This window comes from Arthrobacter sp. StoSoilA2 (genome assembly GCF_019977195.1).
Lineage (GTDB): Bacteria > Actinomycetota > Actinomycetes > Actinomycetales > Micrococcaceae > Arthrobacter.
The window spans coordinates 70,570-92,025 of the sequence record NZ_AP024643.1; the positions used below are offsets into that span (position 1 = coordinate 70,570).

At 62.3% G+C, this 21,456-nt stretch carries 22 protein-coding genes; 11 read left to right on the forward strand and 11 right to left on the reverse strand.

Going from position 1 to position 21,456, the window contains the following annotated elements; translation table 11 throughout:
* Positions 1-49: 49 nt before the first annotated feature.
* Positions 50-601: a dihydrofolate reductase family protein gene (locus LDN82_RS00345; RefSeq protein WP_224165972.1), complete on the reverse strand. Its 552-nt coding sequence runs from the start codon at positions 599-601 to the stop codon at positions 50-52.
* Positions 602-676: 75 nt separating this feature from the next.
* Positions 677-1,243 carry a type 1 glutamine amidotransferase domain-containing protein gene (locus tag LDN82_RS00350; RefSeq protein ID WP_224094558.1) on the reverse strand — a complete coding sequence of 189 codons (567 nt, stop codon included), beginning with the start codon at positions 1,241-1,243 and terminating at the stop codon, positions 677-679.
* 191 nt (positions 1,244-1,434) lie between these two features.
* On the opposite strand from LDN82_RS00350, the gene LDN82_RS00355 reads away from it, so the two are divergent.
* The gene (locus LDN82_RS00355; protein WP_224165973.1) at positions 1,435-1,926 is read left to right on the forward strand and encodes a DUF2975 domain-containing protein; all 492 of its coding nucleotides are present in this window, start codon (positions 1,435-1,437) and stop codon (positions 1,924-1,926) included.
* Complete coding sequence (locus tag LDN82_RS00360) at positions 1,926-2,156, forward strand: helix-turn-helix transcriptional regulator (protein ID WP_224165974.1); 231 nt, start codon at positions 1,926-1,928, stop codon at positions 2,154-2,156. The genes LDN82_RS00355 and LDN82_RS00360 overlap by 1 nt, the downstream gene beginning before the upstream one ends.
* Positions 2,157-2,160: 4 nt before the next feature.
* On the opposite strand, the gene LDN82_RS00365 is transcribed toward LDN82_RS00360, so the two are convergent.
* Positions 2,161-3,513 carry a solute carrier family 23 protein gene (locus LDN82_RS00365; protein WP_224165975.1) on the reverse strand — a complete coding sequence of 451 codons (1,353 nt, stop codon included), beginning with the start codon at positions 3,511-3,513 and terminating at the stop codon, positions 2,161-2,163.
* 93 nt (positions 3,514-3,606) lie between these two features.
* Complete coding sequence (gene opgC, locus LDN82_RS00370) at positions 3,607-6,081, reverse strand: OpgC domain-containing protein (protein ID WP_224165976.1); 2,475 nt, start codon at positions 6,079-6,081, stop codon at positions 3,607-3,609.
* A 207-nt stretch (positions 6,082-6,288) separates the two neighbouring features.
* Here opgC and LDN82_RS00375 point away from each other — a divergent pair, with 207 nt between their 5' ends.
* Both LDN82_RS00375 and LDN82_RS00380 read left to right on the forward strand, forming a co-directional pair.
* Positions 6,289-6,894, forward strand: a complete 606-nt coding sequence (locus LDN82_RS00375; protein WP_224094562.1) for a malonic semialdehyde reductase — start codon at positions 6,289-6,291, stop codon at positions 6,892-6,894.
* Positions 6,895-7,074: 180 nt separating this feature from the next.
* On the forward strand, positions 7,075-7,593 hold the full coding sequence (locus LDN82_RS00380) for a 2'-5' RNA ligase family protein (RefSeq protein WP_224167604.1): 519 nt from the start codon (positions 7,075-7,077) through the stop codon (positions 7,591-7,593).
* Positions 7,594-7,609: 16 nt separating this feature from the next.
* Here LDN82_RS00380 and pgm read toward each other — a convergent pair whose 3' ends face one another.
* Complete coding sequence (gene pgm, locus LDN82_RS00385) at positions 7,610-9,271, reverse strand: phosphoglucomutase (alpha-D-glucose-1,6-bisphosphate-dependent) (RefSeq protein ID WP_224165977.1); 1,662 nt, start codon at positions 9,269-9,271, stop codon at positions 7,610-7,612.
* Positions 9,272-9,548: 277 nt separating this feature from the next.
* On the opposite strand from pgm, the gene LDN82_RS00390 reads away from it, so the two are divergent.
* Positions 9,549-10,262, forward strand: a complete 714-nt coding sequence (locus LDN82_RS00390; protein WP_224165978.1) for a DUF4190 domain-containing protein — start codon at positions 9,549-9,551, stop codon at positions 10,260-10,262.
* Between the two features lie 123 nt (positions 10,263-10,385).
* Here LDN82_RS00390 and LDN82_RS00395 read toward each other — a convergent pair whose 3' ends face one another.
* The 3 genes from LDN82_RS00395 to LDN82_RS00405 form a co-directional block, all read right to left on the reverse strand.
* Positions 10,386-11,885: a peptide MFS transporter gene (locus tag LDN82_RS00395; protein WP_224167605.1), complete on the reverse strand. Its 1,500-nt coding sequence runs from the start codon at positions 11,883-11,885 to the stop codon at positions 10,386-10,388.
* Positions 11,886-11,948: 63 nt separating this feature from the next.
* Positions 11,949-13,379, reverse strand: coding sequence for an amidase (locus tag LDN82_RS00400; protein ID WP_224165979.1), 1,431 nt, complete (start codon positions 13,377-13,379; stop codon positions 11,949-11,951).
* The gene (locus tag LDN82_RS00405; protein ID WP_224165980.1) at positions 13,372-14,115 is read right to left on the reverse strand and encodes a peptidase E; all 744 of its coding nucleotides are present in this window, start codon (positions 14,113-14,115) and stop codon (positions 13,372-13,374) included. The genes LDN82_RS00400 and LDN82_RS00405 overlap by 8 nt, the downstream gene beginning before the upstream one ends.
* Before the next feature lie 141 nt (positions 14,116-14,256).
* On the opposite strand from LDN82_RS00405, the gene LDN82_RS00410 reads away from it, so the two are divergent.
* From LDN82_RS00410 to LDN82_RS00420, 3 genes are all read left to right on the forward strand, one after another.
* Positions 14,257-14,583, forward strand: a complete 327-nt coding sequence (locus LDN82_RS00410) for a rhodanese-like domain-containing protein (protein WP_224094571.1) — start codon at positions 14,257-14,259, stop codon at positions 14,581-14,583.
* A gap of 45 nt (positions 14,584-14,628) precedes the next feature.
* Entirely contained in the window at positions 14,629-15,558 is a 930-nt protein-coding gene (pheA, locus tag LDN82_RS00415) for a prephenate dehydratase (RefSeq protein ID WP_224165981.1), read from the forward strand.
* 119 nt (positions 15,559-15,677) lie between these two features.
* On the forward strand, positions 15,678-15,908 hold the full coding sequence (locus LDN82_RS00420; RefSeq protein WP_216924263.1) for a hypothetical protein: 231 nt from the start codon (positions 15,678-15,680) through the stop codon (positions 15,906-15,908).
* Here LDN82_RS00420 and LDN82_RS00425 read toward each other — a convergent pair.
* Positions 15,905-16,966 carry a diacylglycerol kinase family protein gene (locus tag LDN82_RS00425; RefSeq protein WP_224094573.1) on the reverse strand — a complete coding sequence of 354 codons (1,062 nt, stop codon included), beginning with the start codon at positions 16,964-16,966 and terminating at the stop codon, positions 15,905-15,907. The genes LDN82_RS00420 and LDN82_RS00425 overlap by 4 nt on opposite strands.
* A gap of 55 nt (positions 16,967-17,021) precedes the next feature.
* Between LDN82_RS00425 and serS the strand changes: the two genes are divergently transcribed.
* Both serS and LDN82_RS00435 read left to right on the forward strand, forming a co-directional pair.
* Positions 17,022-18,302, forward strand: coding sequence for a serine--tRNA ligase (gene serS, locus LDN82_RS00430; protein ID WP_224094574.1), 1,281 nt, complete (start codon positions 17,022-17,024; stop codon positions 18,300-18,302).
* Positions 18,303-18,410: 108 nt separating this feature from the next.
* Positions 18,411-19,256 carry an HAD family hydrolase gene (locus LDN82_RS00435; RefSeq protein ID WP_224094575.1) on the forward strand — a complete coding sequence of 282 codons (846 nt, stop codon included), beginning with the start codon at positions 18,411-18,413 and terminating at the stop codon, positions 19,254-19,256.
* A 33-nt stretch (positions 19,257-19,289) separates the two neighbouring features.
* Here LDN82_RS00435 and LDN82_RS00440 read toward each other — a convergent pair whose 3' ends face one another.
* Together LDN82_RS00440 and LDN82_RS00445 are read right to left on the reverse strand one after the other, a co-directional pair.
* Positions 19,290-19,739 (reverse strand): SRPBCC family protein, encoded by a 450-nt coding sequence (locus tag LDN82_RS00440; protein ID WP_224165982.1) that lies wholly within the window; start codon positions 19,737-19,739, stop codon positions 19,290-19,292.
* 41 nt (positions 19,740-19,780) lie between these two features.
* Positions 19,781-20,521: a GAF and ANTAR domain-containing protein gene (locus LDN82_RS00445; protein WP_224165983.1), complete on the reverse strand. Its 741-nt coding sequence runs from the start codon at positions 20,519-20,521 to the stop codon at positions 19,781-19,783.
* A gap of 142 nt (positions 20,522-20,663) precedes the next feature.
* On the opposite strand from LDN82_RS00445, the gene LDN82_RS00450 reads away from it, so the two are divergent.
* Complete coding sequence (locus LDN82_RS00450) at positions 20,664-21,434, forward strand: sigma-70 family RNA polymerase sigma factor (RefSeq protein ID WP_224165984.1); 771 nt, start codon at positions 20,664-20,666, stop codon at positions 21,432-21,434.
* Positions 21,435-21,456 lie beyond the last annotated feature (22 nt).

The following is a 21,456-nucleotide window of genomic DNA, read 5'->3' on the forward strand; positions in this document are numbered from 1 at the left end:
GCCCCCGCCTGCCGCGGGGGTTCCGTCGTCTCGTTACAACAGCAGCAGATCAATCCCTTCGCAGGCTGTACGTGCTCACAACGTTGCCCTTGCTCGTGGCGTACTGGTCCTCGAGGACGAGCCTGTTCAGGGGGTCGCCGTCCTCGAAAAGCCGCCGTCCGCTGCCTGCCACCACGGGGTGTGTCATAAGCGTCAGCTCGTCCAGGATCCCTGCGAACAGCAGTTGGCGTACCACGGAGATGCTGCCGCAGACTGCGATCTCTCCGCCGTCACGCCCTTTCAGGTCAGTGATGAACTGCTCCAGCGGCCCATCGATGAGGTGCGAGTTTTCCCATTCGAGAGGCTCGGAGAGAGTGCGGGATGCGACGAACTTCTCCACGGGGTTGATGAAGGCGGCAAAGTCTTCGTCCTGCGACGCATTCGGCCAATATCCGGCCCACTCCTGGTAGCTGACGCGGCCCAGAACCACCGTATCCACGGTGTTGATCATCTTGGTCAGGCCCTTGCCCAGCTCGTCGTCGAAGCTGTCGAACTGGAACTTGAACGGGTCCTGAACTACGCCATCCACGGAGTGGAACAGGCCGGCGGTAACTTTTCGCATACGTGCCTCCAAAGGGTTGTCAGGCATCACGCTATGTTGTGACGTCGTGCTTGGGAAGCCCTCGGGAGTGTGGCGCTAAGCGGTTTGGCCAGCGTGCTGGCCCTCGGAGATTTCCTCTACTACCTTGCTGTTGAACGCCGGGAGGTCGTCCGGGTTCCGGCTGGTGACAAGGCCTTGGTCCACGACGACTTCTTCATCGGTCCAGTTGGCGCCTGCGTTCTTCAGGTCGGTTTGTAGCGTGTGGTACGAGGTGACGTTGCGGCCCTTGACCACGCCCGCATCGATCAGGATCCAGGGTCCGTGGCAGATGGAGGCCACTGGCTTGTGCTGCTCGAAGAAAGCCCGCGTGAAGTTCTGGGCATCCTTGTCCACGCGGAGGTGATCGGCGTTTACCACGCCGCCGGGGAGTACCAGGGCGTCAAAGTCCGATGCGTTGGCATCGGCTACTGCGAGATCGACGTCGAAGGTGTCACCCTTTTCCACGCCGTTGAATCCCTGCAGCTTTCCCTTTGAAAGTGCCACGAGCGTTGGCTGGCCGCCCGCGTCCTTCACGGCTTGCCAGGGGCTGGTGAGTTCAACCTGCTCCACGCCGTCCGTCAACAGAAATGCGACCTTCTTGCCTGTGATGGTGTGTTCTGACATTGTTCCTCCTCCATTGCGCGGCGGATTGCTTTTGAGCGCGGGCCGCCGCTGTGAGAGTTGTTTGTCTGACCTGTTCAAGCCTAGGGAAGGTCATTTTAGTAAGCAAGCTGAGTATTAATTTTGCCGCTGGAGCGATTGATTGATGATCGAATATCGATAGAATCATATTGTTGATCGATAAAGGAGACTCGATGGGAAAGCTGGCAATCCTTGCGCTGCGGGTTGTGATCGCGACGGTTTTGGCGGGCTCACTTTTCGTTCAAGTGTGGATGGTGCCCTTGTTCTCGGCCGACCTCGTTGAGGCCGGCGCCCCTGACGGTCCACGGATCGCGCTGTTGGTGATCGTGGTCCTGGGGATTCTCTGTGTGCAGGTTGTTGCCGTCTGCGTATGGCGTCTGCTCACGATGGTGCGCCGCGGAACGGTCTTTTCCCATGCGGCCTTCCGGTTCGTGGACGTCATCTTCGGGGCTGTTTCCGTTGCTGCTGTGTTGATGTTCGGCATCGCGGTGATCTTGGCTCCGGGCGATATTGCCCCCGGGATTGTGCTGTTGATTTGCGGGGCTGCGCTGATGATCGGCGGTGTGGCACTTCTCGTGCTGGTGCTGCGGGCGCTGCTTGCCCAGGCCGTTGACCGCGACGTCGAAGCTGCCCGCTTGCGCTCCGAGCTCGACGAGGTGATCTGATGCCCATCATCGTGGACATCGACGTCATGCTTGCCAAGCGGAAGATGCCCGTGGGCGTGCTTGCGGAGAAGGTTGGGATTACGCCGGCCAATCTCGCTGTGCTGAAGAACGGGCGGGCAAAGGCGGTGCGGTTTACCACCCTGGAAGCACTCTGCGAAGTCCTTGAATGCCAGCCGGGGGACTTGTTGCGGTGGGAGGCTGAGGTAGAGGAGGACGCCGGGGCGGCCTAACCCCCTATTTCTTCTTCCCGGTCCTCTTCGCCGCAGCGTTCATCGCGGACTTCACGGCAGGCGGCAGGCCCGCCGTCTCCATTTCCGGTTCAGCCACGGTCCCGCGCCAACGGGCCAGGCCCTTCATGCCGTGGTAAATCACCAGCGCCGCAGCAGACCCCAAAGCAATGCCCGTGAACTTCAGCTCGCCAATAGTCCACGTGTAATCCGCAATACCGATAATCAGGGCAACAGCGGCGGTCGTCAGGTTGATCGGATTGGAGAAGTTGACCTTGTTCTGGACCCAGATCTTCACGCCGAGCACGCCGATCATGCCGTACAGCATGGTCGCGGCGCCGCCGAGTACGCCGGGTGGGACGGTCGCGATCAGCTCGCCGAATTTCGGAGAGAAGCTCAGCAGGATGGCGAAGATACCGGCCACCCAGTAGGCCGCCGTCGAGTAGACCTTGGTGGCGGCCATGACGCCAATGTTTTCCGCGTAGGTTGTCGTACCGGAACCGCCGCCCAGGCCGGCAAGTACGGTCGCGGCGCCGTCAGCCATCAGCGCGCGGCCGGAGACGCCGTCGAGGTTTTGACCGGTCATCGCGGCCACCGACTTTACGTGGCCCACGTTCTCGGCCACCAGCACCAGCACCACCGGCACGAACAAGCCCACAACGCCGAGGTGGAATTCGGGCGTCTGGAACAGGGGCAGGCCCACCCACGCGGCCGCGTCCATCTTTTCGTAGCTGACCTCGCCGCGCATCATCGCCACGAGATAACCCACCACAACGCCCACCAGGATGCTTAGGCGCCCCAGGATTCCGCGGAAGAGGACGCTGACCAGGATGATCGTCACCAGGGTTACCAGCGCGGTGACCGGCGCGGCGTCGAAGTTGTTCTTCGCTGCAGGCGCGAGGTTCAGGCCGATCAACGCCACAATCGCACCGGTGACGATCGGCGGCATGAGCCGGTTGATCCATTCGGCACCAAACTTCTGGACGATCGCCCCAATAAGCGCCAGCACGACGCCGGCAAGCACCACGCCGCCCAGCGCGCCACTAACGCCGTACTGCTGCTGCGACGCCAGGATCGGTGCGATGAACGCGAAGCTCGAACCCAGGTAGCTGGGCACGCGGCCCTTGGTGATGATGAGGAAAAGCAGCGTGCCAAGGCCTGAGAAGAGCAAGGTGGTGGCGGGCGGCATGCCGGTAATGATCGGAACCAGGAACGTCGCGCCGAACATCGCCACGACGTGCTGCATGCCGATGCCAATAGTGAGGGGCCAGGCAAGCCGCTCATCGGGCGAGACTACGTGGCCGGGCCGGATGGACTTCCCGTTGCCGTGGAGCTTCCATTTGTTGCCGAGCATGCTCATGGCGGGGCCTTCCTCAGAAGAGTATTTGGGATTCGGTGCAACATTACCGCCATTGTGGGGCCAATAGCGGCGCCCTCCACACTGCGTTCAGGTTTACCGGGGGACCACCTGGAAGAGGAACTTTGTTTTGACCATCACCCAGAGTGTCGCGAGCAGGGCAATGTAGACGGCCGTGTTCAGCCAGAGATTTCCATCTCGCAGCGCCGGGATGTTGGCGATCGCCACGATGAAGAAGACGTGCATGATGAACACGTACAGGGTCGCTTGGCCCAGCGGAATGAAGAACCAGCCCACAGCGCGGAACAACGGCTTCCAGAAAGCGCTCAGCATTGAATACAAAGCGATGGTGATGAGGATGACGTTGAGCACGCGCCCTGGCCCAAGGTACGTGCGGCCGAAGAAGGAGTCGTAGATGTACCGGAACGTGCTTTCCGGGATAAGTGCGAGCCGAACATCCAACTGGTTGGTCAGATACGGACCGCTCCACGAGAACAACGCACATGCGGCTGCCAGGAAAATACAAACACCGAGGAGCAGGCGTTGCCGCGGAGCAGCGAACCACGCGATGATCTGATGCCGATAAAACCCGGCCGTCATCCCGACTACGAACAAGAGCTGCCAGACCAGAAAAGGGAACGAGTCCTCGAACTGCGAGGGAAGCAGCCGGAACCGGAAAATTGATCCGGCGACGTAGAGGCCCAGGCTGAGCGTGAGGACCAGCCAAGTGAAACCGCGGGACAGCGCCACTAGGATCAGAGGGCTGATCAGCAAGAGGATGACGTAAAGGCCCATGATGTTGAACTGCCAAGGGCCTACTTGCAACAGCAGCAGGGCGGGGATCAGGCCTTGCGGCACCGGGAACTGCAGCAACCCTTCCATGCCGGCATACAGGTCATAGGTTGTACCGGCGGCCGCTCGCCCGGCTGCGCCCGTTCCTTGATCGGTGAACGTGGTGACTGCCGCGGCGTTGATGAACGGAAGCAAACTCAGCACGTACACGATCAGGACCACAGCAAGGGCGGTGAAGTAGAGTTTCCCGGCGCGCTTGGATGTCCCGTCCACCACCTCTCCCAATTCGGCGGCGATCCTTGGCCCGTAGACCATGCCCAGGACAACACCCGAGAGCATGACGAACAATTCCGCGCCGGAAACAACTCCCAGGGTCTCTTGGCTGAGCACCTGGAACACGGAGTTGATGCCTACGTGGTTGACCACAACGAACACGATTGCCAGGCCCCTGAGCATGTCGATCCGCGCATCACGCTTACTGGTACCGCTGTAGGCCCATTTGCTGGCAAATGCCCGGGATGACAGCATCCACAAAGCCGCGACGGCCACCAATACAGAGCCGGCGGACGCCCACGCCGCCCATCCCTGGATGACAGTTCCAGTCTTCGGCTGAGGAACCTCGACACCCGGCACATCCACAAGGCCCTTCTCCGTGACAGGTCCTGTCGCGAGGCCCGAAGCATCCAAAGCAGTACGAAAGGGGGTCGATAGTGAGGATTCTGCGGTGACCCGCCAGTCAATGGGCACCTGTCCCTGACTGCGAACATCAGTAGTTTCGTTCCAGACCACAGCACGGACGTCGGCGTTTCGGGGCTCCCCAACCGCGGTGAAGACCTGTTGCCACCACGTCTGTTTCACGTCGAGCTCGGCGGCACCCCCCGCCCCTGGCGAGTAAAAGGCGCCGGTTTCAACAAGGATCGGTTTGCTCCGGGCTTCACCGAAGTTGGCATAGAAATCTTCGTTGCTGGTTCCAGCGCCGGAAGCGTGCAGTGCGTCGTTGAATTCGCCCGTTGCGGGGACGGTGTTGCTGGCTGTTCCGGCGCCCGTCGAGTCGTGATAAACGGACAGGCCGGCCCAGTCAACGGCCTCGTCGCCGGGATAGTACGGCGAAAACGCGGAGTCGTCCCGATCCCAAATCCCGTTTCCGCTGGTGTCCACTGAGCCCAGCGGAACGCCCTTGGGAGGAGTAGATGTTGCATCCCGGAACGGGTAGTCCCTTTCCGCGGTAGGCGACCAAACCATCACAGGATCAGTCAGGCTGGCCCGCAGTGCTGAAGCTACTGTGCCAAACGCCGCCCGGTATGCCTCAGGTTCCTGCCCCCAACGAACCCACGGGGCGTTCATGTCCGGCGCGAAGCGGACGAAGACTTTCCCCCGGAAGCCCGCCGCCGCCGTCGTGACTTGACGTCCAAAATCTGTGGCGACCTCCTCACTGATGTCCTTCAAATCGATCCCGGGCTGGACCGTGAGCAGTGCATGGGAGCCTTGGTCTGCGACTTGTGAGAAGTACGCCTTCAGGTAGGCGCGGCCGCCTTCATCCATGGGAAGGGCTACGTTCTGCCCGTACAGGGCCGCGGGGTCACCCAATCTTTGGGCGAAGTCAGCTGCTGAGTCCTTGTCCCAGTTCAGCAGTGCTCCAAAGAACCGCGACCCGGAATCCTTGACGTCGGGCTGCTGGGCCGATGCCCAGGCCTGCGCGGTTGGCAGGATAAAAGTCAGGAGCAGCAGGACAAGAACAGCCGGCATCCGTCGAACGGCCGCGAGAGGGACGGTTGGCATGGGGACCCTTCAAGTCGTTCCTTCGGCTTGACGAGACGGCATGTCCCCCAAGCGATGCAGCGTGTATCCCTGATGCTACCCAGTGAATGACTGTGCGCAACGTCACGGGCCGTCATGGGAAGAGGACAAGGGAACTTGAAGTTGCAACCATGGAAAGCAGAAGTGCCCAGCCGCCCCCAAGGCAAGGGCCCAGCGAAAGGTTCACAAATGACGATCGCCCACGAAGAAGCAGTCATTGACGCCGCAGCAGTCGACGCCATTTTTGCCGAAGCCCGTACCGCGAACAGCTTTGCCGGTGAGGTCACCGACGAGCAGGCCCGCGCCATCTACGAGCTCACCAAGTTTGGCCCCACCGCCTTCAACTCCCAGCCCCTCCGCGTGACCTACGTCCGCTCGGACGAGGCCCGCGCCAAACTGGTTGACGCGCTCTCCAAGGGCAACCAGGCCAAAACCGCCTCGGCTCCGCTGGTCGCCATCCTGTCCTACGACACCGATTGGCAGGGTCAGTGGGACAAGTTCCTCCCCGCCTACGGCGCCCCCAAGGCCATGTACGACGCCGACCCCGCATTCGCGGCAACCACTGGCAACAACAACGCCCACTTGCAGGCTGGCTACTTCATTCTCGCCGTGCGCTCGCTCGGTTTTGCGGCCGGCCCGATGACCGGCGCTGATTTCGCTGCCATTGACGCCGAGTTCTTCCCTGCCGGCGACCAGAAGAGCTTCCTGGTGGTCAACATCGGCCAGCCCGGCCCGGACGCCTGGGGCGAAGCAAAGCCGAAGTTCGCCTACGAAGAGGTTGTTCGCACCGTTTAGTCTTTCCTGTTGTTCCGCCGATGCTCTCGCACGCCATGATGTGCGAGAGCATCGGCGTTTAATGGCCACGATGTGAGCGAGGATCCGGGGGTTTGGATGTTCTCTCACTTCCTGCGGCTTTTTCGGCATCCCTCTCGCAGATCCCGTCAGTTCTGACCCGCTGAGTGGCAAACTATGCCTATGCGGAACCTCATCTGGGTGGCATTTACGGAGCCCGTGCGGCCAGGGCTGGTGTTTCCGCGCAGCGACTGGCCGCTTCACATCACGTTGTTAAGGTTCGACGTCGGAACTGACGTGAGTGCCGACGTCGCCAGTGTCCTCGCTGACTTGGCCGAAGCACCCGTCCAGGGAGCGCTCGGAACGCCACTGATCATTGGCGAAGAAGCGGGCTTCGGCCACATGGGGTCGATTCCCGTGAGCTTGGTGGAACAAAACCCGCTGCTCCAGGGCCTGCACGAGGAACTTTTCGACGCCGTGGTCAGCGTGGGCGGGCGCATCGCTACGCCGAACTACGTCCTCGAACGATACCGGCCGCACATCTCGCATCACGACGGGAAGCGCCCAAAGCCGGGAGACGTCGTCGTGCTTGACCAGGTGGCACTGGTGGACATGGCGCCGGAAGGCAACCACACCATCCGACGCATCCTCAAGCTCTGGACGCAGGACGCCGCAGACGCTGAGGACTCGCAAACCGCCTAAGGGCGCGAATCAGAGGCTACGCAATTACCCCATCCACCAAAGCCTTGGCTTCCTCCTGCACCTTGGCCAGGTGATCTGCGCCCTTGAAGGACTCGGCGTAGATCTTGTAGACGTCCTCGGTGCCGGAGGGGCGGGCCGCAAACCATGCGTTCTCGGTAACAACCTTCAGGCCGCCGATTGAAGCTCCATTGCCGGGAGCTTCCGTGAGCTTGGCGGTGATGTCTTCGCCGGCAAGGGAAGTAGCGGTAACGTCCGCGGCGGAGAGCTTACCCAGCTTGGCCTTCTGCTCGCGCGTGGCAGCGGCATCGATTCGGGCGTAGACGGGTGCGCCGAACTGGTCCGTGAGTCCCTTGTACAGCTGCGACGGGGATTTACCCGTGACGGCCGTGATTTCCGAGGCCAGCAGGGCCAGCAGGATGCCGTCTTTGTCCGTGGTCCACACACTGCCGTCGCGCTTGTTAAAGGAGGCGCCGGCCGATTCCTCGCCACCGAACGCGCCCTCGCCGGAGAGCAGGCCCGGCACGAACCACTTGAAGCCGACGGGAACTTCAACCAGCTTGCGGCCGAGCCCTGCAGCTACGCGGTCGATGATCGAGGACGAAACCAGCGTCTTGCCGACCACGGATTCGGGATTCCAGCCGCTGCGGTTGCGATACAAGTAATCGATGGCGACGGCGAGGTAGTGGTTCGGGTTCATGAGTCCACCGTCCGGCGTGACGATGCCGTGGCGGTCGGCGTCGGCGTCGTTACCCGTGGCGACGTCGTAGGCGGCGGTACCATCCGCACCCAGTGACATGCGCTTGATGAGCGAGGCCATCGCGGAAGGCGAGGAGCAGTCCATGCGGATCTTCTCGTCCCAGTCCAGGGTCATGAAAGCCCACTGTGGGTCCACGGTGGGGTTCACGACCGTCAGGTTGAGCTGGTGGCGCTCACCGATCTCGCCCCAGTAATCAACGGACGCACCGCCCATGGGATCGGCGCCGATGCGGACACCGGCATTGCGGATGGCGTCAAGGTCCAGGACGGATGGGAGATCATCAACGTAGCTGCTGAGGAAGTCGAACTTTCCGGTGGTGTCCGCGTTCAAAGCATCATTCAACGGAATGCGCTTGACGCCGCGGAGGCCGTTCTCAAGGAGCTGGTTGGCGCGTTCGGCGATCCAACCTGTGGCGTCGGTGTCGGCCGGTCCGCCATGCGGGGGGTTGTACTTGAAACCACCGTCGCCGGGCGGGTTGTGGCTGGGGGTGACCACGATGCCGTCAGCCTGGGGTGTGCCCGGTGCGGCTTCGCGGTTGTACTTGAGGATTGCGTGGCTCAGCGCCGGCGTCGGGGTGTAACCGTGGCGGGCGTCCACCAGGACGGTCACGCCGTTGGCGGCCAGTACCTCCAGTGCGGAGTTCTGCGCGGGTTCGCTCAGGGCGTGGGTGTCGCGCCCGATGAATAGCGGCCCGGTGATGCCCTGGCGGCCGCGGTATTCAACGATTGCCTGCGTGATCGCGAGGATGTGCGGCTCGTTAAACGACGACTTCAAGCTGGATCCGCGGTGGCCCGACGTTCCAAACGCTACGCGTTGCGCGGGATCGCCCAAATCAGGGGTGACGTCGAAGTACGCGTCCAGCAGGGCTGTGATGTCAACAAGGTCCTGGGGAAGGGCAACTGTGCCCGCTCGGCTAGCCATGTCGTCCAGCATGCCAGACCACCGCGCCCCCTGACAGGAAATGTCCCGCGATCCGGCCCCTGTGACGCAGAATGGCGGCGATGTGGCGCCGGATGAGCCAAAGATTTACCTCGCGTTTACGAGCGGCGGCTTTAGTGGGAGGATTCCGCCCCGTCGCCCGTTCCGACACCCCGGGACGCATGCCCCGAGACTGGGCGGAACCGGAAAGCGGGTCGCCTTATGCGGCGCACGTGGCGGCGGTAGGGTGGGAAACAAGGACTTAGCGAGGGGGATTCCCATGTCAGATCAACCATCCAAGGGCAACGAGGACAAACCGGCGGGCTACGAACCGCCGCAGTACATCCCGCCGGCCGAATTCAGCGCGCCGGAGCAGACCTCACAGACTCAGCCGCTTCCGCCGTACGATCAGGGCGCCTACACGCAGAACGCCCAGGGCCAGGACGACTTCTACACGCAGCCGCTGCCGCCCACAAGCCAGGGCGGCGCCAGCCAGAGCCCCGCCAGCCAGAGCGGCGGCGGCCAGAGCGGCGCCAATCAGGGTGTATCCAGCCAGGGCTCGTACACGCCCGGTGATTACAGCCAGCCGGGCCCATCGCCGTATGGCCAGCCCCCCAGCCCCTATAACCAGAGCCAATACAACCAAGGCCAATACAACCAGAGCCCGTACAACCAAGCCCCGTACCAGCAGCAGCCCTATGGCCAGCAGAACCCTTACGGCCAGCCCGCGTATTACGCCATGCCCACGCAGCCCAAGGGCCTGAGCATCGCGAGCATGTGCTGCGGCATTGCCACATTTGTTGGCTTTGGGTTCTTCATCCTGCCGCAGATCGCCGCTGTGATCCTTGGCCATCTTGCCCTCAACCGCGAACCGGCGGGCAAGGGCATGGCGATTGCCGGCCTGATCATGGGTTACGTCGGCGTGGCGATCACGGTGGTCGTCTTGATCTTCTTCTTTGCTGCGATCGGGGCTTCCAGCAGGTATAACTACTAGGCAGCAGCTGCCGCTACCAAGCAAACGCGTACGACGGCGACCCTTACGTCAGGTGGGATTCCCACCGAAGGTAAGGGTCGTCGTCGTTGTTAAGCGCAAACTGGATCGGTCACCCGCCGCCAGCTACCGCACGCCGCCCATCAGCTTCTTGATAGCCGGGGATCCAGCAGCGAGTGCCATAGCCAACACCACAGCCACGCCGCCAATGCCCAGGAAGTACGGGAGTTCGTCGTCGGGGTTGTAGAGGCCGGCAAGGATGCCTGCCAGCGTGGTGCCCAGTGAGACGGACAGGAAGAACAGCGCCACCATTTGGGTGTGGAAAGCCTGCGGGGCGAGCTTGGTGCTCACGGACAGGCCAATGGGGGAGAGGAAGAGTTCTGCCAGTGTAAAGAGGAACAGGATTCCCACAAGCGCCAGCAGCGGGGTCTTGCCGTCGCCAGCCAGCGGGATGAAGCAGAGGAAGGCCAGCCCCATGATGAGCAGACCTGCAGAGAATTTCAGCGGGGAACTTGGCTGTTTGGTGCCCAGCTTGGTCCACAGGGCTGCCATGACGCCGGCGAAGATGATGATGAACACCGGGTTGATGGACTGGACCCAGGCCGCCGGCATTTCCCAGCCGAACAGGTTGCGATCCAGTTTCTCTTCGGAGTACACGGCAATGAAGGTGAACTGCTGCTGGAACAGGGCCCAGAAGGCGGCCGATGCGATGTACAGCGGGATGAACGCCAGCACGCGTTTGCGCTCCAGGCCTGTGACTTTGGCGCTGCGGAAGATCAGGAAAAGGTAGATCACTGAGGCACCGATGGCAGCGTAAGCCATGCTGCGAGCCAGGTTGTCGGCGTTAACCGTGCCCGTGCCGAGCAGTACTCCTATGATCACGAGGATGCCCAGGAAAATCAGCCCATACCGTGTGCGGTCAGCAGCCGGGAGCGGGTTGGGAACGCGGTGGGCTTCCTCGGGGAGCTTGCTGCGGCCCAGCGAGTAGATGACAAGGCCGATCGCCATGCCCACGGCTGCTGCGCCGAAGCCCCAGTGGAAGCCGTTGCTCTCCTGGAGCCAGCCTGTGACCAGGGGGCCGATGAGTCCGCCGATGTTGATGCCCATGTAGAAGATGGAGAAGCCGGCGTCGCGGCGCTCGTCCTTCTCGCCGTACAGGCTGCCAACCAGCGCGGTGGCATTGGCTTTCAGGCCGCCGGATCCGATGCCCACCAAAACAAGGCCGGCGATCAGTCCGGGAATACCGGGCAGGAGAGCCAGGGCAATGTGGCCCGCCATGATCATGAGGGCCGAGCCGAAGAGGACCTTTTCGGAACCGAAGATACGGTCTGCGAGCCATGCGCCCAGGATGGTGGACAGGTAGACGCCGCCGCCATAAGCGCCAACCAAGCCAGCGGCGAGGCCCTTGTCGATCGACAACCCGCCCTGCTCGGCGCTGAAGTACATGTAGTAAAGCAGGATGCCCTGCATGCCGTAGAAGGAGAATCGCTCCCACATCTCCACGGAGAAGAGGCTGGCCAGCATCTTTGGGTGGCCGAAGAATGACGTATCGCCCGATGGTTTTTGGGGCGTAGCCGTGGTTAGAGGTGTGCTCATTTCCTCAATGCTGGCATTGACTGCGGGCATTGTCACATCGATGGATGCCCGTGGCAACCACTTTCCATATGGTAGACAACCACCCAAGCCCGCTTACTGAAAGGCCTCCAAAACCGCCGCGAGCTGAAGAAGCTGCAGTTCAGAACCGGGTTTACCGATCACCTGGATGCCCATCGGAAGGCCGCTCGTTGTCACATTGACGGGGATGCTGATCGCCGGCAATCCACACACATTGACCATGGAGGACCAAGGCGCGTACTCGCATTGTCTTCTGTAATCCTCGTCTGCGTCGCCCGCCCATTCGCTGGGCCAGGGCTCACTGCTGTGGCCGCCGCCCGTGAACCAGCCGATCGGGCGTGGTGTCTGAGCCAGCGTGGGCATGAGGATGACGTCCCACTGCGCATATTGCGCGATCGTGTCGTGCTCGAACTGCCGCAGGAAAACGAGGGCCTCATTGACCTTCAACGCGCTGCGCTGCTGCGCACGACGACGGAACGTCCGGGTGAGCGGGGTCAGGAGCGCCTCGCGCTGGGGTGCTATCCGGGCGCTCCCGACGCCGGCAGTCCAGGCTGCGGTGAACGCCTCCGGGTAGCGGTTGTCGTAGCGGATCTCCGCTTCCGCGACGCGGTGGCCGGCCTCTTCAAGCAGCTTGATTCCCCGCGCAAGGCCGTCCAATGCTTCCTGTTCCACCTCGAAAGGGAAGACTCCGGCCCACGGGCTATCCAGGCTCACGCCCACTTTCAGTGGCGTTGGCGCTTGGCCAACGTTGGCGAGATAACCGCCGTCGGGCGCTTGTTCGCGGGGGACCAGCGCGTCCATCAGCAGGGCAGCGTCCGCCGCCGTACGTGCCAGCGGTCCGGCGACCACCAATTTAGCTGCGTCACCCGCGTTTGCTCCGGATGGCACCATGCCGCGCCCCGGCTTGAGCCCCACCAGGCCACAGGCGCCTGCCGGAATCCGAATGGAACCGCCGCCGTCCGTCCCGGGAGCGAAAGGAACCATGCCAGCCGCCACGGCCGCTGCGCTTCCGCCCGAAGACCCTCCGGAACTTCGGCTTAAGGAGTGGGGATTGCGCGACGGCGGTGCGATGCGGTTTTCGCTGTACGCGGTGAGCCCGAACTCCGGAACCTGGGTTTTGCCCAGCGAGATGACGCCTTGGCCCTTCAGGGTGGCTGCGAGGGCGCCATCCTCAGGTGCGGGTTTGTGCTCCAGGGCGGCGCTGCCGTGGGTGGTGGGAACGCCGGCTACGTCCGTGAGGTCTTTGAAAGCGAGGGGCATGCCGTGCAGGAGGGGCAACTCGGAAAGGCGGTGCGCGCGGGAGAGCTGCGCGTGCAGGTTGTCCGCCGTGCCGGCGTCGGCCATCGCTTGCTCTGCGGTAATGGTAATGAAGGCGCCCAAGTGCCTGTTGCGGGCCTCGATGACGGACAGGAAATGGCCGGTGGCGTCCCTTGCCGACAGCTCGCCGGTCGCGAGGGCATCCCGAAGCGCCACAGCGTTGAGGGCCTGCAGGGAAAGATCAACCAAGGAAACGAGACTCCAACCGTTCCTCCACAGCGATGGCGTCCACGCTCTCACCAGCACCTGCAGTGACCCGGAAAGCGGCCTTGTTCTTGACTTCGGACACCACCTCCACCAGCTCGGTGCCGTGGTAAACCAGCCCCACGCCGTCGTCCGTGCAATGCGCCTCTCCCAGCGTGCCGTTGGCCACGAGCTTGTGGATGGCAGGAGCGCGGCGGGGTTCGGAGTCATAGTGGACGCCGTTGGCGTAGGGAAGGAAGCCAAGCGCATTCGTAACCGGCTGCAATTCAGGGCCGAAGGAATCCGTCACGCCGCTCTTGAACCAACAGATGGAACCCGCGGAAACCCCGGCCAGGACCACGCCGCTTTCCCAGGCCTTCCGCAAAATGCCATCGAGGCCGTGTGCCCGCCATACGGCAAGCAGGTTGACCACCGAACCACCGTGGACCCACACCACGTCCTGCTCCAAAAGATGAGCTTCAGGGTCCTCAATATTGGGCATGGTGAAGAGATTGAGATGAGCGAAATCAAACCCGGCAATGCGGGCTGCCTGATCCATCTCTGCCGCCCACCAGCGTTGGTCACCTGATGCAGTACCGATGTGGGTCACGCGGGGTGCGCGCCCACTCACCCCGGACAGCTCCACGGCGTAGTGCATGAGGTGGTCGAACTCGATGCGGGTCCGGCTGCCAGGCTTGTAACCGCCGGATGTTGCGAGGATGGTGGGTTGGCCAGCCGCCATGGTCCTGCTCCTAACAGCCGATTCAACGGAGTCTCTGCGTCCCAGTCTTAGTGCCGCAACCGCGGGGCGCAAGCGACGTCCCGCTTCGCGGCTGCTGCGACTAGGCTGGATGATGATCTGAATCGATGGGAAGGAACCGCCATGAGCGACTTCGAAACCGTGCCTGTGGGCGATATTCCGGCTGATGCCAGCATCCTGGACGTTCGCGAGGACTATGAATGGGTTGCCGGACACGTTGAGGGCGCACGGCATATCCCTATGGACCAACTGCCGGCCCGCTTGGATGAACTTGATCCCGATGACGACCTCTTCGTCATCTGCCGTACCGGTGGCCGTTCCTTCCGCGTAGTCCAGTGGCTGGTGGGCCAGGGCTACTCTGCCGTGAACGTGGCCGGTGGGATGGACATGTGGTTCGAAGCCGGCCGGCCAATGGTGTCGGACAACGGTCTCAAGCCAGTGGTTCTCTAACCTTCGGCAGCCCGACCCGCGCATATAACCAGCAAGGAATATTCAATGTCAGCACCGACCTATACGTTCCTGGGCCCTGAGGGAACGTTCACGGAGACCGCCCTCATGCAGGTCCCTGGTGCCGCTGATGCCTCCCGCATTCCTTGCACCAACGTAAACACGGCCCTCGAGCGGGTTCGCAACGGTGAGGCGGACGCTGCCATGGTTCCCATCGAAAACTCGGTGGAGGGTGGCGTGACTGCGACCCTGGATGCCATTGCCACCGGCCCAGAGCTCCGGATCATCCGCGAGGCCCTGGTGCCTATCACGTTCGTGCTCGTGGCGAGGCCCGGCGTCGTGCTTGCCAACATAAAGCGCATCTCCACACACGGCCACGCATGGGCCCAATGCCGCCTCTGGGTGGAGGAAAATATTCCGAACGCGGATTACGTCCCCGGTTCCTCTACCGCGGCAGCGGCCATGGGCCTCCTGGAAGGAGACGCCCATTACGACGCCGCCATTTGCGCCCCGTTGATTGCGGGGGAGCAGCCTGGGCTTAACGTTCTGGCCGAAAACATCGGCGACAACCCGGATGCAGTCACCCGCTTTATCCTGGTGAGCCGTCCAGGTCCCTTGCCCGAACGCACGGGTGCGGATAAGACAACGGTTGTTGTCCCGCTGCCGGAGGACCACCCCGGTGCCCTCATGGAAATCCTTGACCAGTTCGCTTCGCGGGGGGTCAACCTGAGCCGGATCGAATCACGCCCCACCGGCCAGTACCTTGGCCACTACTTCTTCAGCATCGATGCCGACGGTCATGCGTCGGATTCCCGTGTTGCTGATGCCTTGGCGGGCCTCCACAGAATCAGCCCGGCAACCCGTTTCCTTGGCTCATACGCGCGCGCCGACAAGCAGGCTGCCGTGGTTGCCCCACATACTTCGGACGCTGCCTTTGCCTCCGCTCATGCGTGGGTCCAATCGATTCTTAAGGGCTAGGCTGCGCTGGGTCCAGCGCTAAATAATTGAACCTTCAACCCCTTTCGCGTTGATGCAACTGTGCGTATGCTTGCCTGATCCATAAACGATGGATGAATGCCCAAAAGAAGGGAGCGGTCATGTCTGTCCACCGGGATGACAAAGACGGCCAAGGCATGATCGTCAATCCCAAGCCTTCCGGCGAGAACAAGGACGACTGGGACGGCGACGAAGCTGACCGCGCGGATCGACTCCGTTTTGAAGAAGAACAAGCGATGATCCGTGAGCAGGCCGAGGCACGGGCCGCGGCGAAGGCGGCGGCCGAAGCAGCCGCAGCAAATGCGGCCCAACCCGAAAAGGGTGCAGTCTAGAGGGTTTGAGCTTTCGGTACCCGCACCAATAGCGAACCCGGCTGGACCTGGACGGTGACCTCCGTGGCCTCGCCCGCGGGGTCGCCGTCGAGTTGAGTCGCCATGGGTTCCTGGCTGCGGATGGTGACCTTGCCGGAGCGATAGAAATTCATCACCGGCAAATTCCGTTTGTGCTTGAACAGGATCTTCGCGTACATCGCGATCCATCCGAACGCGCTGCGCGGGCTCATGACGACGATGTCCAGCATGCCGTCGTCGATCATGGCTTCCGGAATGAAATCGATGCCGCCAGGAATCAGGCCGCAATTGGCGAAAAGCACACTCCGGATTTTCCGGGCCTGTTCCGGCTGGTCATCCATGGTGATGGTGACACGCTTGCGGCGGCCGGGCAGATGCCGGACTCCGGCCTCTGTATAGGCCAGCCAACCCACGGTCTTCTTCAGGTCTTCCTTGGTATCTCCCACAACCTCGGCGTCCAGGCCCATACCGGCGATCACAAGGAATGTATGGGTGGACGATTCTCCCGTAATGCCGTTGTCTATGGCCATGCTTGCGGTATCAATAAAGCGCTGGTGCCCAAAGAGGGCGATCTGGATGCAGTCGGCGATGTCGGTGACGTCCAGTTCGACGTTGCGGGCCAGAAGGTTGCCGGTGCCCAGCGGAATGAGGCCCATCGCCACGCCTTTATGCGCCAGCGACTCAGCCACCACACGCACTGTACCGTCGCCGCCGCACGCAAGAACGACGTCGGCCCCGTACTCCAGCGCTTGGCGCGACTGCCCGTAACCAGGGTCTTCCACAGTGGTTTCAAAGAACTTCGGGCTGTCCCAACCGGCGAGGTCGCAGGCGTCGATAATCGCTTGGCGGGCCTCGAGCGACTTGTTTTTCACCGGGTTGAGGATCACCGCAACCTTCTGGTGCCCTGGCTCCGGCTTGTGGGTGTCCTCCCGAACCGCGCTCCTGATGTGACGGGCTCTCAACCGGCGCACACCCCACCAACTGGAGACGGCAAACGCCACGCCCCCAGCGAGAATCACGTACAGGATCCAGTCGCTCATGGTGCTCCAACACTATCGTCCTGGGCGTGCACCGCAGATTCGATACTCTTGTGTGGTGATCGACGTAAAAGACCTCAGCGAAAATCCGGACAAGTTCCGTGCCAGCCAGCGCGCCCGTGGCGCCGACGAGTCTGTTGTGGACGCGATCATCTCCGCAGATTCCGATCGCCGTGCGGCGCTTATCCGCCATGAAACCCTCCGCGCCGAGCAGAACGCCTTCGGCAAGAAGGTTGCCCAGGCAAAGGGCGAGGAAAAGCAGGCCCTGCTGGCCGAGGTCAAGGAACTGGCCAACTCGGTGAAGGCCGCTTCCGCTGAAGCTGCTGCCGCCCAGGCCAAGCAGGAAGAGCTGCTCCGCGCCATCCCCAATCTGATCGTCGATGGCGTTCCCGAGGGCGGCGAGGACGACTACGTTGTGGTCAAGACGGTGGGCACGCCGCGCGAATTCACGGATTTCGAGCCGAAGGACCACTTGGAAATCGGCGAACTGATCGGCGCGATCGACATGGAACGCGGCGCCAAGGTCTCGGGCGCGCGCTTCTACTTCCTGCGTGGCGTGGGTGCCCGCTTGGAAATGGCGCTGCTGCAGATGGCCATGGACCAGGCGATCGAGGCTGGTTTCGTCCCGATGATCACCCCCACCTTGGTGCGTCCGGAGACCATGCAGGGCACCGGGTTCGATGTCAAGCACGACGCCGAGATCTACCGTCTCGCTGAAGACGACCTTTACCTTGTGGGAACCTCGGAGGTGGCCCTCGCCGGCTACCACGCGGACGAGATCCTGGACCTCTCTTCCGGTCCCATCCGCTACGCCGGCCAAAGCTCCTGCTACCGCCGCGAGGCCGGTTCGCACGGCAAGGACACCCGCGGCATCATCCGCGTACACCAGTTCAACAAAGTGGAGATGTTCATCTACACCACGGTTGAAGAAGCAGCCGCGGAACACGAACGCCTGCTCGCTTGGGAAGAGGAAATGCTGGCCAAGTGCGAGCTTCCCTACCGGGTGATCGACACAGCTGCGGGCGACCTCGGCATGTCCGCTGCCCGCAAGTTCGATTGCGAAGCCTGGGTTCCCACCCAAAATGCCTACCGTGAGCTCACGTCCACCTCCAACTGCACCACGTTCCAGGCCCGCCGCCTCAACATCCGCGAACGCGTGATCAACGAGGAAGGCGTCGCCAAGGGCACCCGTGCCGTGGCCACCCTGAACGGCACCCTGGCCACCACCCGCTGGATCGTGGCCCTGTTGGAGCACCACCAGAACCCGGACGGCTCGGTCAACGTTCCCAAGGCCCTGCAGAAGTACCTTGGCGGGCTTGAGGTTTTGCCGGTCCTGTAGGTTTCGGCGCGGAATTGATGGGGCGGCCCGGAGTGTTCACGCGGCGTTAATCCCTCGCTGTGTCCTCGGTCCTAGTGCGGTGTCAGAGGTGTCTGCTCTACTGGAACCATGACTATTTTGACTGACACTCCAGTTGCTGGCATCGATGACCAGCCAAATGACAACAACAAACTCATGATCGCATTGGACGTTGACGGTACGCTCGTGGACCACGATGGCCACATGTCCCCAGAGGTTAGGGCGGCCGCACAGGCGGTGGTCGCGAGCGGGCATGACGTCATGATCGCCACCGGCCGGTCGCTGAATGCCACCTTGCCCATCATCGGGCAAATCGGCTTGGAACGTGGCTACGCGGTGTGCTGCAACGGCGGCGTTACTCTCCGGCTGGATCCCACCCTTGAAACCGGCTATGAGATCATCCACAAGGCAACGTTCGATCCCGCTCCGGCGCTGAAGGCCCTGCGCGAACGCCTGCCCAACGCGAAGTACGCGCTGGAGGATGAAGACGGGAACTTCCTCTCCACGGAGCGTTTCCAGGATGCCAGCTTTGGCGTCGAGGCAATCGGCGTGGACTTCCAGACCATGTTGGAGGCCACGGCGGTACGCGTGGTGGTCTTCAGCAGCGACAACACTTCTGACGACTTCAATCACGCCATCCGCCACATCGGCCTTTCCGGCGTGACGTACTCGGTTGGCTGGACTGCGTGGCTGGACATTGCCGCGGAGGGCGTGACCAAGGCCAGTGCGCTTGAGGCCCTGCGCAAGAGGATCGGCACGGAACAGGCCAACACGGTGGCGGTGGGCGATGGCCGCAACGACATCGAGATGCTCACATGGGCCGGCAGGGGAGTGGCCATGGGCCAGGCTCCCGAGGAAGTGATCGCCGTTGCGGATGAGGTCACCGCGTCAGTATTCGACGACGGCGCCGCCCTGGTTCTGCGCAGCCTGCTGTAACAGCCGCACGGCTAAGCCCGGAGGCGGCGCGGGCTAGTCCACCCGCCCCCGCCAGGCACCGGTTTCGTGGCCGCGGTCCTCGATGAATTCCTTGAATTTGTCCAGGTCCGCGGCCACCTGCATTTCGTCGGCGGAGAGCGCGGCTCCGGCCTTCTCCACGAATCCTTCGGGCTCCCATTCGAGTGTCACGTTGACGCCGCAGTGCTGGGGTCCGAGGCTGTCGAAGCGGACTGTGCCGGCGTTGCGCGGTGCGTCGATGCTCTCCCACGCAATGACTGTGTCCGGAACTTGTTGGGTGATGCGGGCATCGTATTCGCGCCGGACTCCGCCGACCTTGGTTGAGAAGTGCAGCGTTGAATCGTTGATCTGGCGGACATTCTCCACGCCGCTCATGAACTCGGGAAACTTTTCGAACTGGGTCCACTGGTTGTAGGCGACCGAAACCGGTACCTCTACCTCGATGGCCTTCGTGACGGTTTGCATCAGTGACACCTCGCTGTGGATTGTTGTGGTTTTGGTGGGGGTTAAGTGAAATGGGTTTGAACAGGGCCGCCACCGGCTGAGTCGACAATTGCCTGTGCAACGTCCCGGAGCTTGACGTTCCGGTTACTGGAGGCCTTTTTGATGAGCTCAACCGCTTCAGCTTGGCTGCACCTGTTTTGGGCGATGATGATGCCTGTGGCTACGTCGATGACTGTCCGGGATGCCATGGCGGCACGAAGGTTGGCGGCGGTTTGGCTGTGCTGCGCAATCAGCACGGCCAGTTGCAGGCCCTTGGATGCCTGCTGAACATAATCGGTGGCCCGTTGAACGGCGGCCTGGTCGAAGCCGCTGGGGCGTTCGGAGTAGAGGTTCAAGCCTGCCCGTGCGGTGTCATCCGTGAGCGGGAAAGGAACGGCGAGGACAGAATGAACACCGTTCGCCAGGGCTAGCTCGTTGTACTCAGGCCAAGTGTTGTCTTTTTCGAAGTCCGGAACATGCACTAGTGTGCCTTCCCTGCAGCAATGGACACATGGGCCGTCGGCGTACTGGTACTGGAGTTCGTCGAGCATCTGCGCCCGTTCGCTGCTGCTTGCCACTGTGGCCGCGGCCCGATGCCGAAGCAGCGTGATGCCACAAAATACTTCGTTGTCAGGTTTGGTGAACATGGCCGCTGAGTGGCGTGCCAGCTCGGCCAGGAAGGCCTCCACGTCCGGTGTATCCAGAAGCAGGTCCTGGATTTCGGCTGCTACAAGATGCGGTTCGGTGAGTTGTTGGTTTTCCACGTGGATCTCCGATCCCTGGAGGAGGCTACCCTTCGAGCGTAGTCCTGAATACCCGTTGAAAGCTAATAGTAAGTGTGCTTCTCTTTTTAAGGAGTCTTGCCGTGGGCTCACCCACTCCAGCAGGTCTAAGGATTGAAGCCACATGCGACAAACCCGACCACACGACGTCCAAACCCGGCCTCCTGCGCCGGAAAGTACCATCCGTCAAAGCTTCCAGGACGGTTTGGTTTTGGACCATCTCAATCTCGCAAAATCGATTGCCGCCCGGTATTCCGCGCACACGCACGACCTCGACGACGTCCGGCAGGTTGCGTACATGGGCTTGATCAAAGCCGCACGGGGATTTGACGAAAGCAAAGGCGTCAGCTTCCCTGCATACGCCGCCCCGACCATCGCCGGTGAGGTCAAGAGGTATCTCCGCGATCACTGCTGGGTAGTGCGGCCACCGAGGCCCATCCAGGATGTGCGGCGCCAAGTGCTCGCCCGGACCGAGGAACTGACGCAAAGCCTGCAGAGGACTCCGACGCCCGAAGAAGTGGCGGCGGACCTTCGCCTGGAACCTTGCCAAGTCAGGGAAGCCTTGATGGCCGGCACCAGCAAACGGCCGGATTCCCTGGACGCCCCCGCTGCGGAGGGCCGCGACGGACTGCAAGCATGCGTTTCCGCTTTCGGATCTCCGACGGAGCGGTTGGAGGACGTGCTCGCCCTTCGAAACGCAATCCGGGGCCTGAGCGCGGAGGACAGGCACCTCCTCTATCGCCGCTACTACCGCGAGGAAACCCAGTCCACCATCGCGGAGGCACTGGGCATGTCCCAAATGCAGGTCTCGCGGCGGCTTTCCAAGATCCTGGTGTCCCTGCAGACACAGCTCCTGGACGAGGAAGCACGCCTCCAGGACGGAACGGCGCCTTAACAAGCGAAAGCAACAGCCGAAA

What these genes read in the sequence shown, in the direction of transcription:
- LDN82_RS00440 (WP_224165982.1), bottom strand. Translation starts at nt 19,739, where the DNA reads ATGCAAACCGTCACGAAGGCCATCGAGGTAGAGGTACCGGTTTCGGTC.
- LDN82_RS00365 (WP_224165975.1), bottom strand. Translation starts at nt 3,513, where the DNA reads ATGAGCATGCTCGGCAACAAATGGAAGCTCCACGGCAACGGGAAGTCC.
- LDN82_RS00435 (WP_224094575.1), top strand. Translation starts at nt 18,411, where the DNA reads ATGACTATTTTGACTGACACTCCAGTTGCTGGCATCGATGACCAGCCA.
- LDN82_RS00390 (WP_224165978.1), top strand. Translation starts at nt 9,549, where the DNA reads ATGTCAGATCAACCATCCAAGGGCAACGAGGACAAACCGGCGGGCTAC.
- opgC (WP_224165976.1), bottom strand. Translation starts at nt 6,081, where the DNA reads ATGCCAACCGTCCCTCTCGCGGCCGTTCGACGGATGCCGGCTGTTCTT.
- LDN82_RS00380 (WP_224167604.1), top strand. Translation starts at nt 7,075, where the DNA reads ATGCGGAACCTCATCTGGGTGGCATTTACGGAGCCCGTGCGGCCAGGG.
- LDN82_RS00375 (WP_224094562.1), top strand. Translation starts at nt 6,289, where the DNA reads ATGACGATCGCCCACGAAGAAGCAGTCATTGACGCCGCAGCAGTCGAC.
- LDN82_RS00420 (WP_216924263.1), top strand. Translation starts at nt 15,678, where the DNA reads ATGTCTGTCCACCGGGATGACAAAGACGGCCAAGGCATGATCGTCAAT.
- LDN82_RS00360 (WP_224165974.1), top strand. Translation starts at nt 1,926, where the DNA reads ATGCCCATCATCGTGGACATCGACGTCATGCTTGCCAAGCGGAAGATG.
- LDN82_RS00450 (WP_224165984.1), top strand. Translation starts at nt 20,664, where the DNA reads ATGCGACAAACCCGACCACACGACGTCCAAACCCGGCCTCCTGCGCCG.
- LDN82_RS00410 (WP_224094571.1), top strand. Translation starts at nt 14,257, where the DNA reads ATGAGCGACTTCGAAACCGTGCCTGTGGGCGATATTCCGGCTGATGCC.
- pheA (WP_224165981.1), top strand. Translation starts at nt 14,629, where the DNA reads ATGTCAGCACCGACCTATACGTTCCTGGGCCCTGAGGGAACGTTCACG.
- LDN82_RS00395 (WP_224167605.1), bottom strand. Translation starts at nt 11,885, where the DNA reads ATGCCCGCAGTCAATGCCAGCATTGAGGAAATGAGCACACCTCTAACC.
- LDN82_RS00350 (WP_224094558.1), bottom strand. Translation starts at nt 1,243, where the DNA reads ATGTCAGAACACACCATCACAGGCAAGAAGGTCGCATTTCTGTTGACG.
- LDN82_RS00345 (WP_224165972.1), bottom strand. Translation starts at nt 601, where the DNA reads ATGCGAAAAGTTACCGCCGGCCTGTTCCACTCCGTGGATGGCGTAGTT.
- LDN82_RS00355 (WP_224165973.1), top strand. Translation starts at nt 1,435, where the DNA reads ATGGGAAAGCTGGCAATCCTTGCGCTGCGGGTTGTGATCGCGACGGTT.
- LDN82_RS00405 (WP_224165980.1), bottom strand. Translation starts at nt 14,115, where the DNA reads ATGGCGGCTGGCCAACCCACCATCCTCGCAACATCCGGCGGTTACAAG.
- pgm (WP_224165977.1), bottom strand. Translation starts at nt 9,271, where the DNA reads ATGGCTAGCCGAGCGGGCACAGTTGCCCTTCCCCAGGACCTTGTTGAC.
- LDN82_RS00425 (WP_224094573.1), bottom strand. Translation starts at nt 16,966, where the DNA reads ATGAGCGACTGGATCCTGTACGTGATTCTCGCTGGGGGCGTGGCGTTT.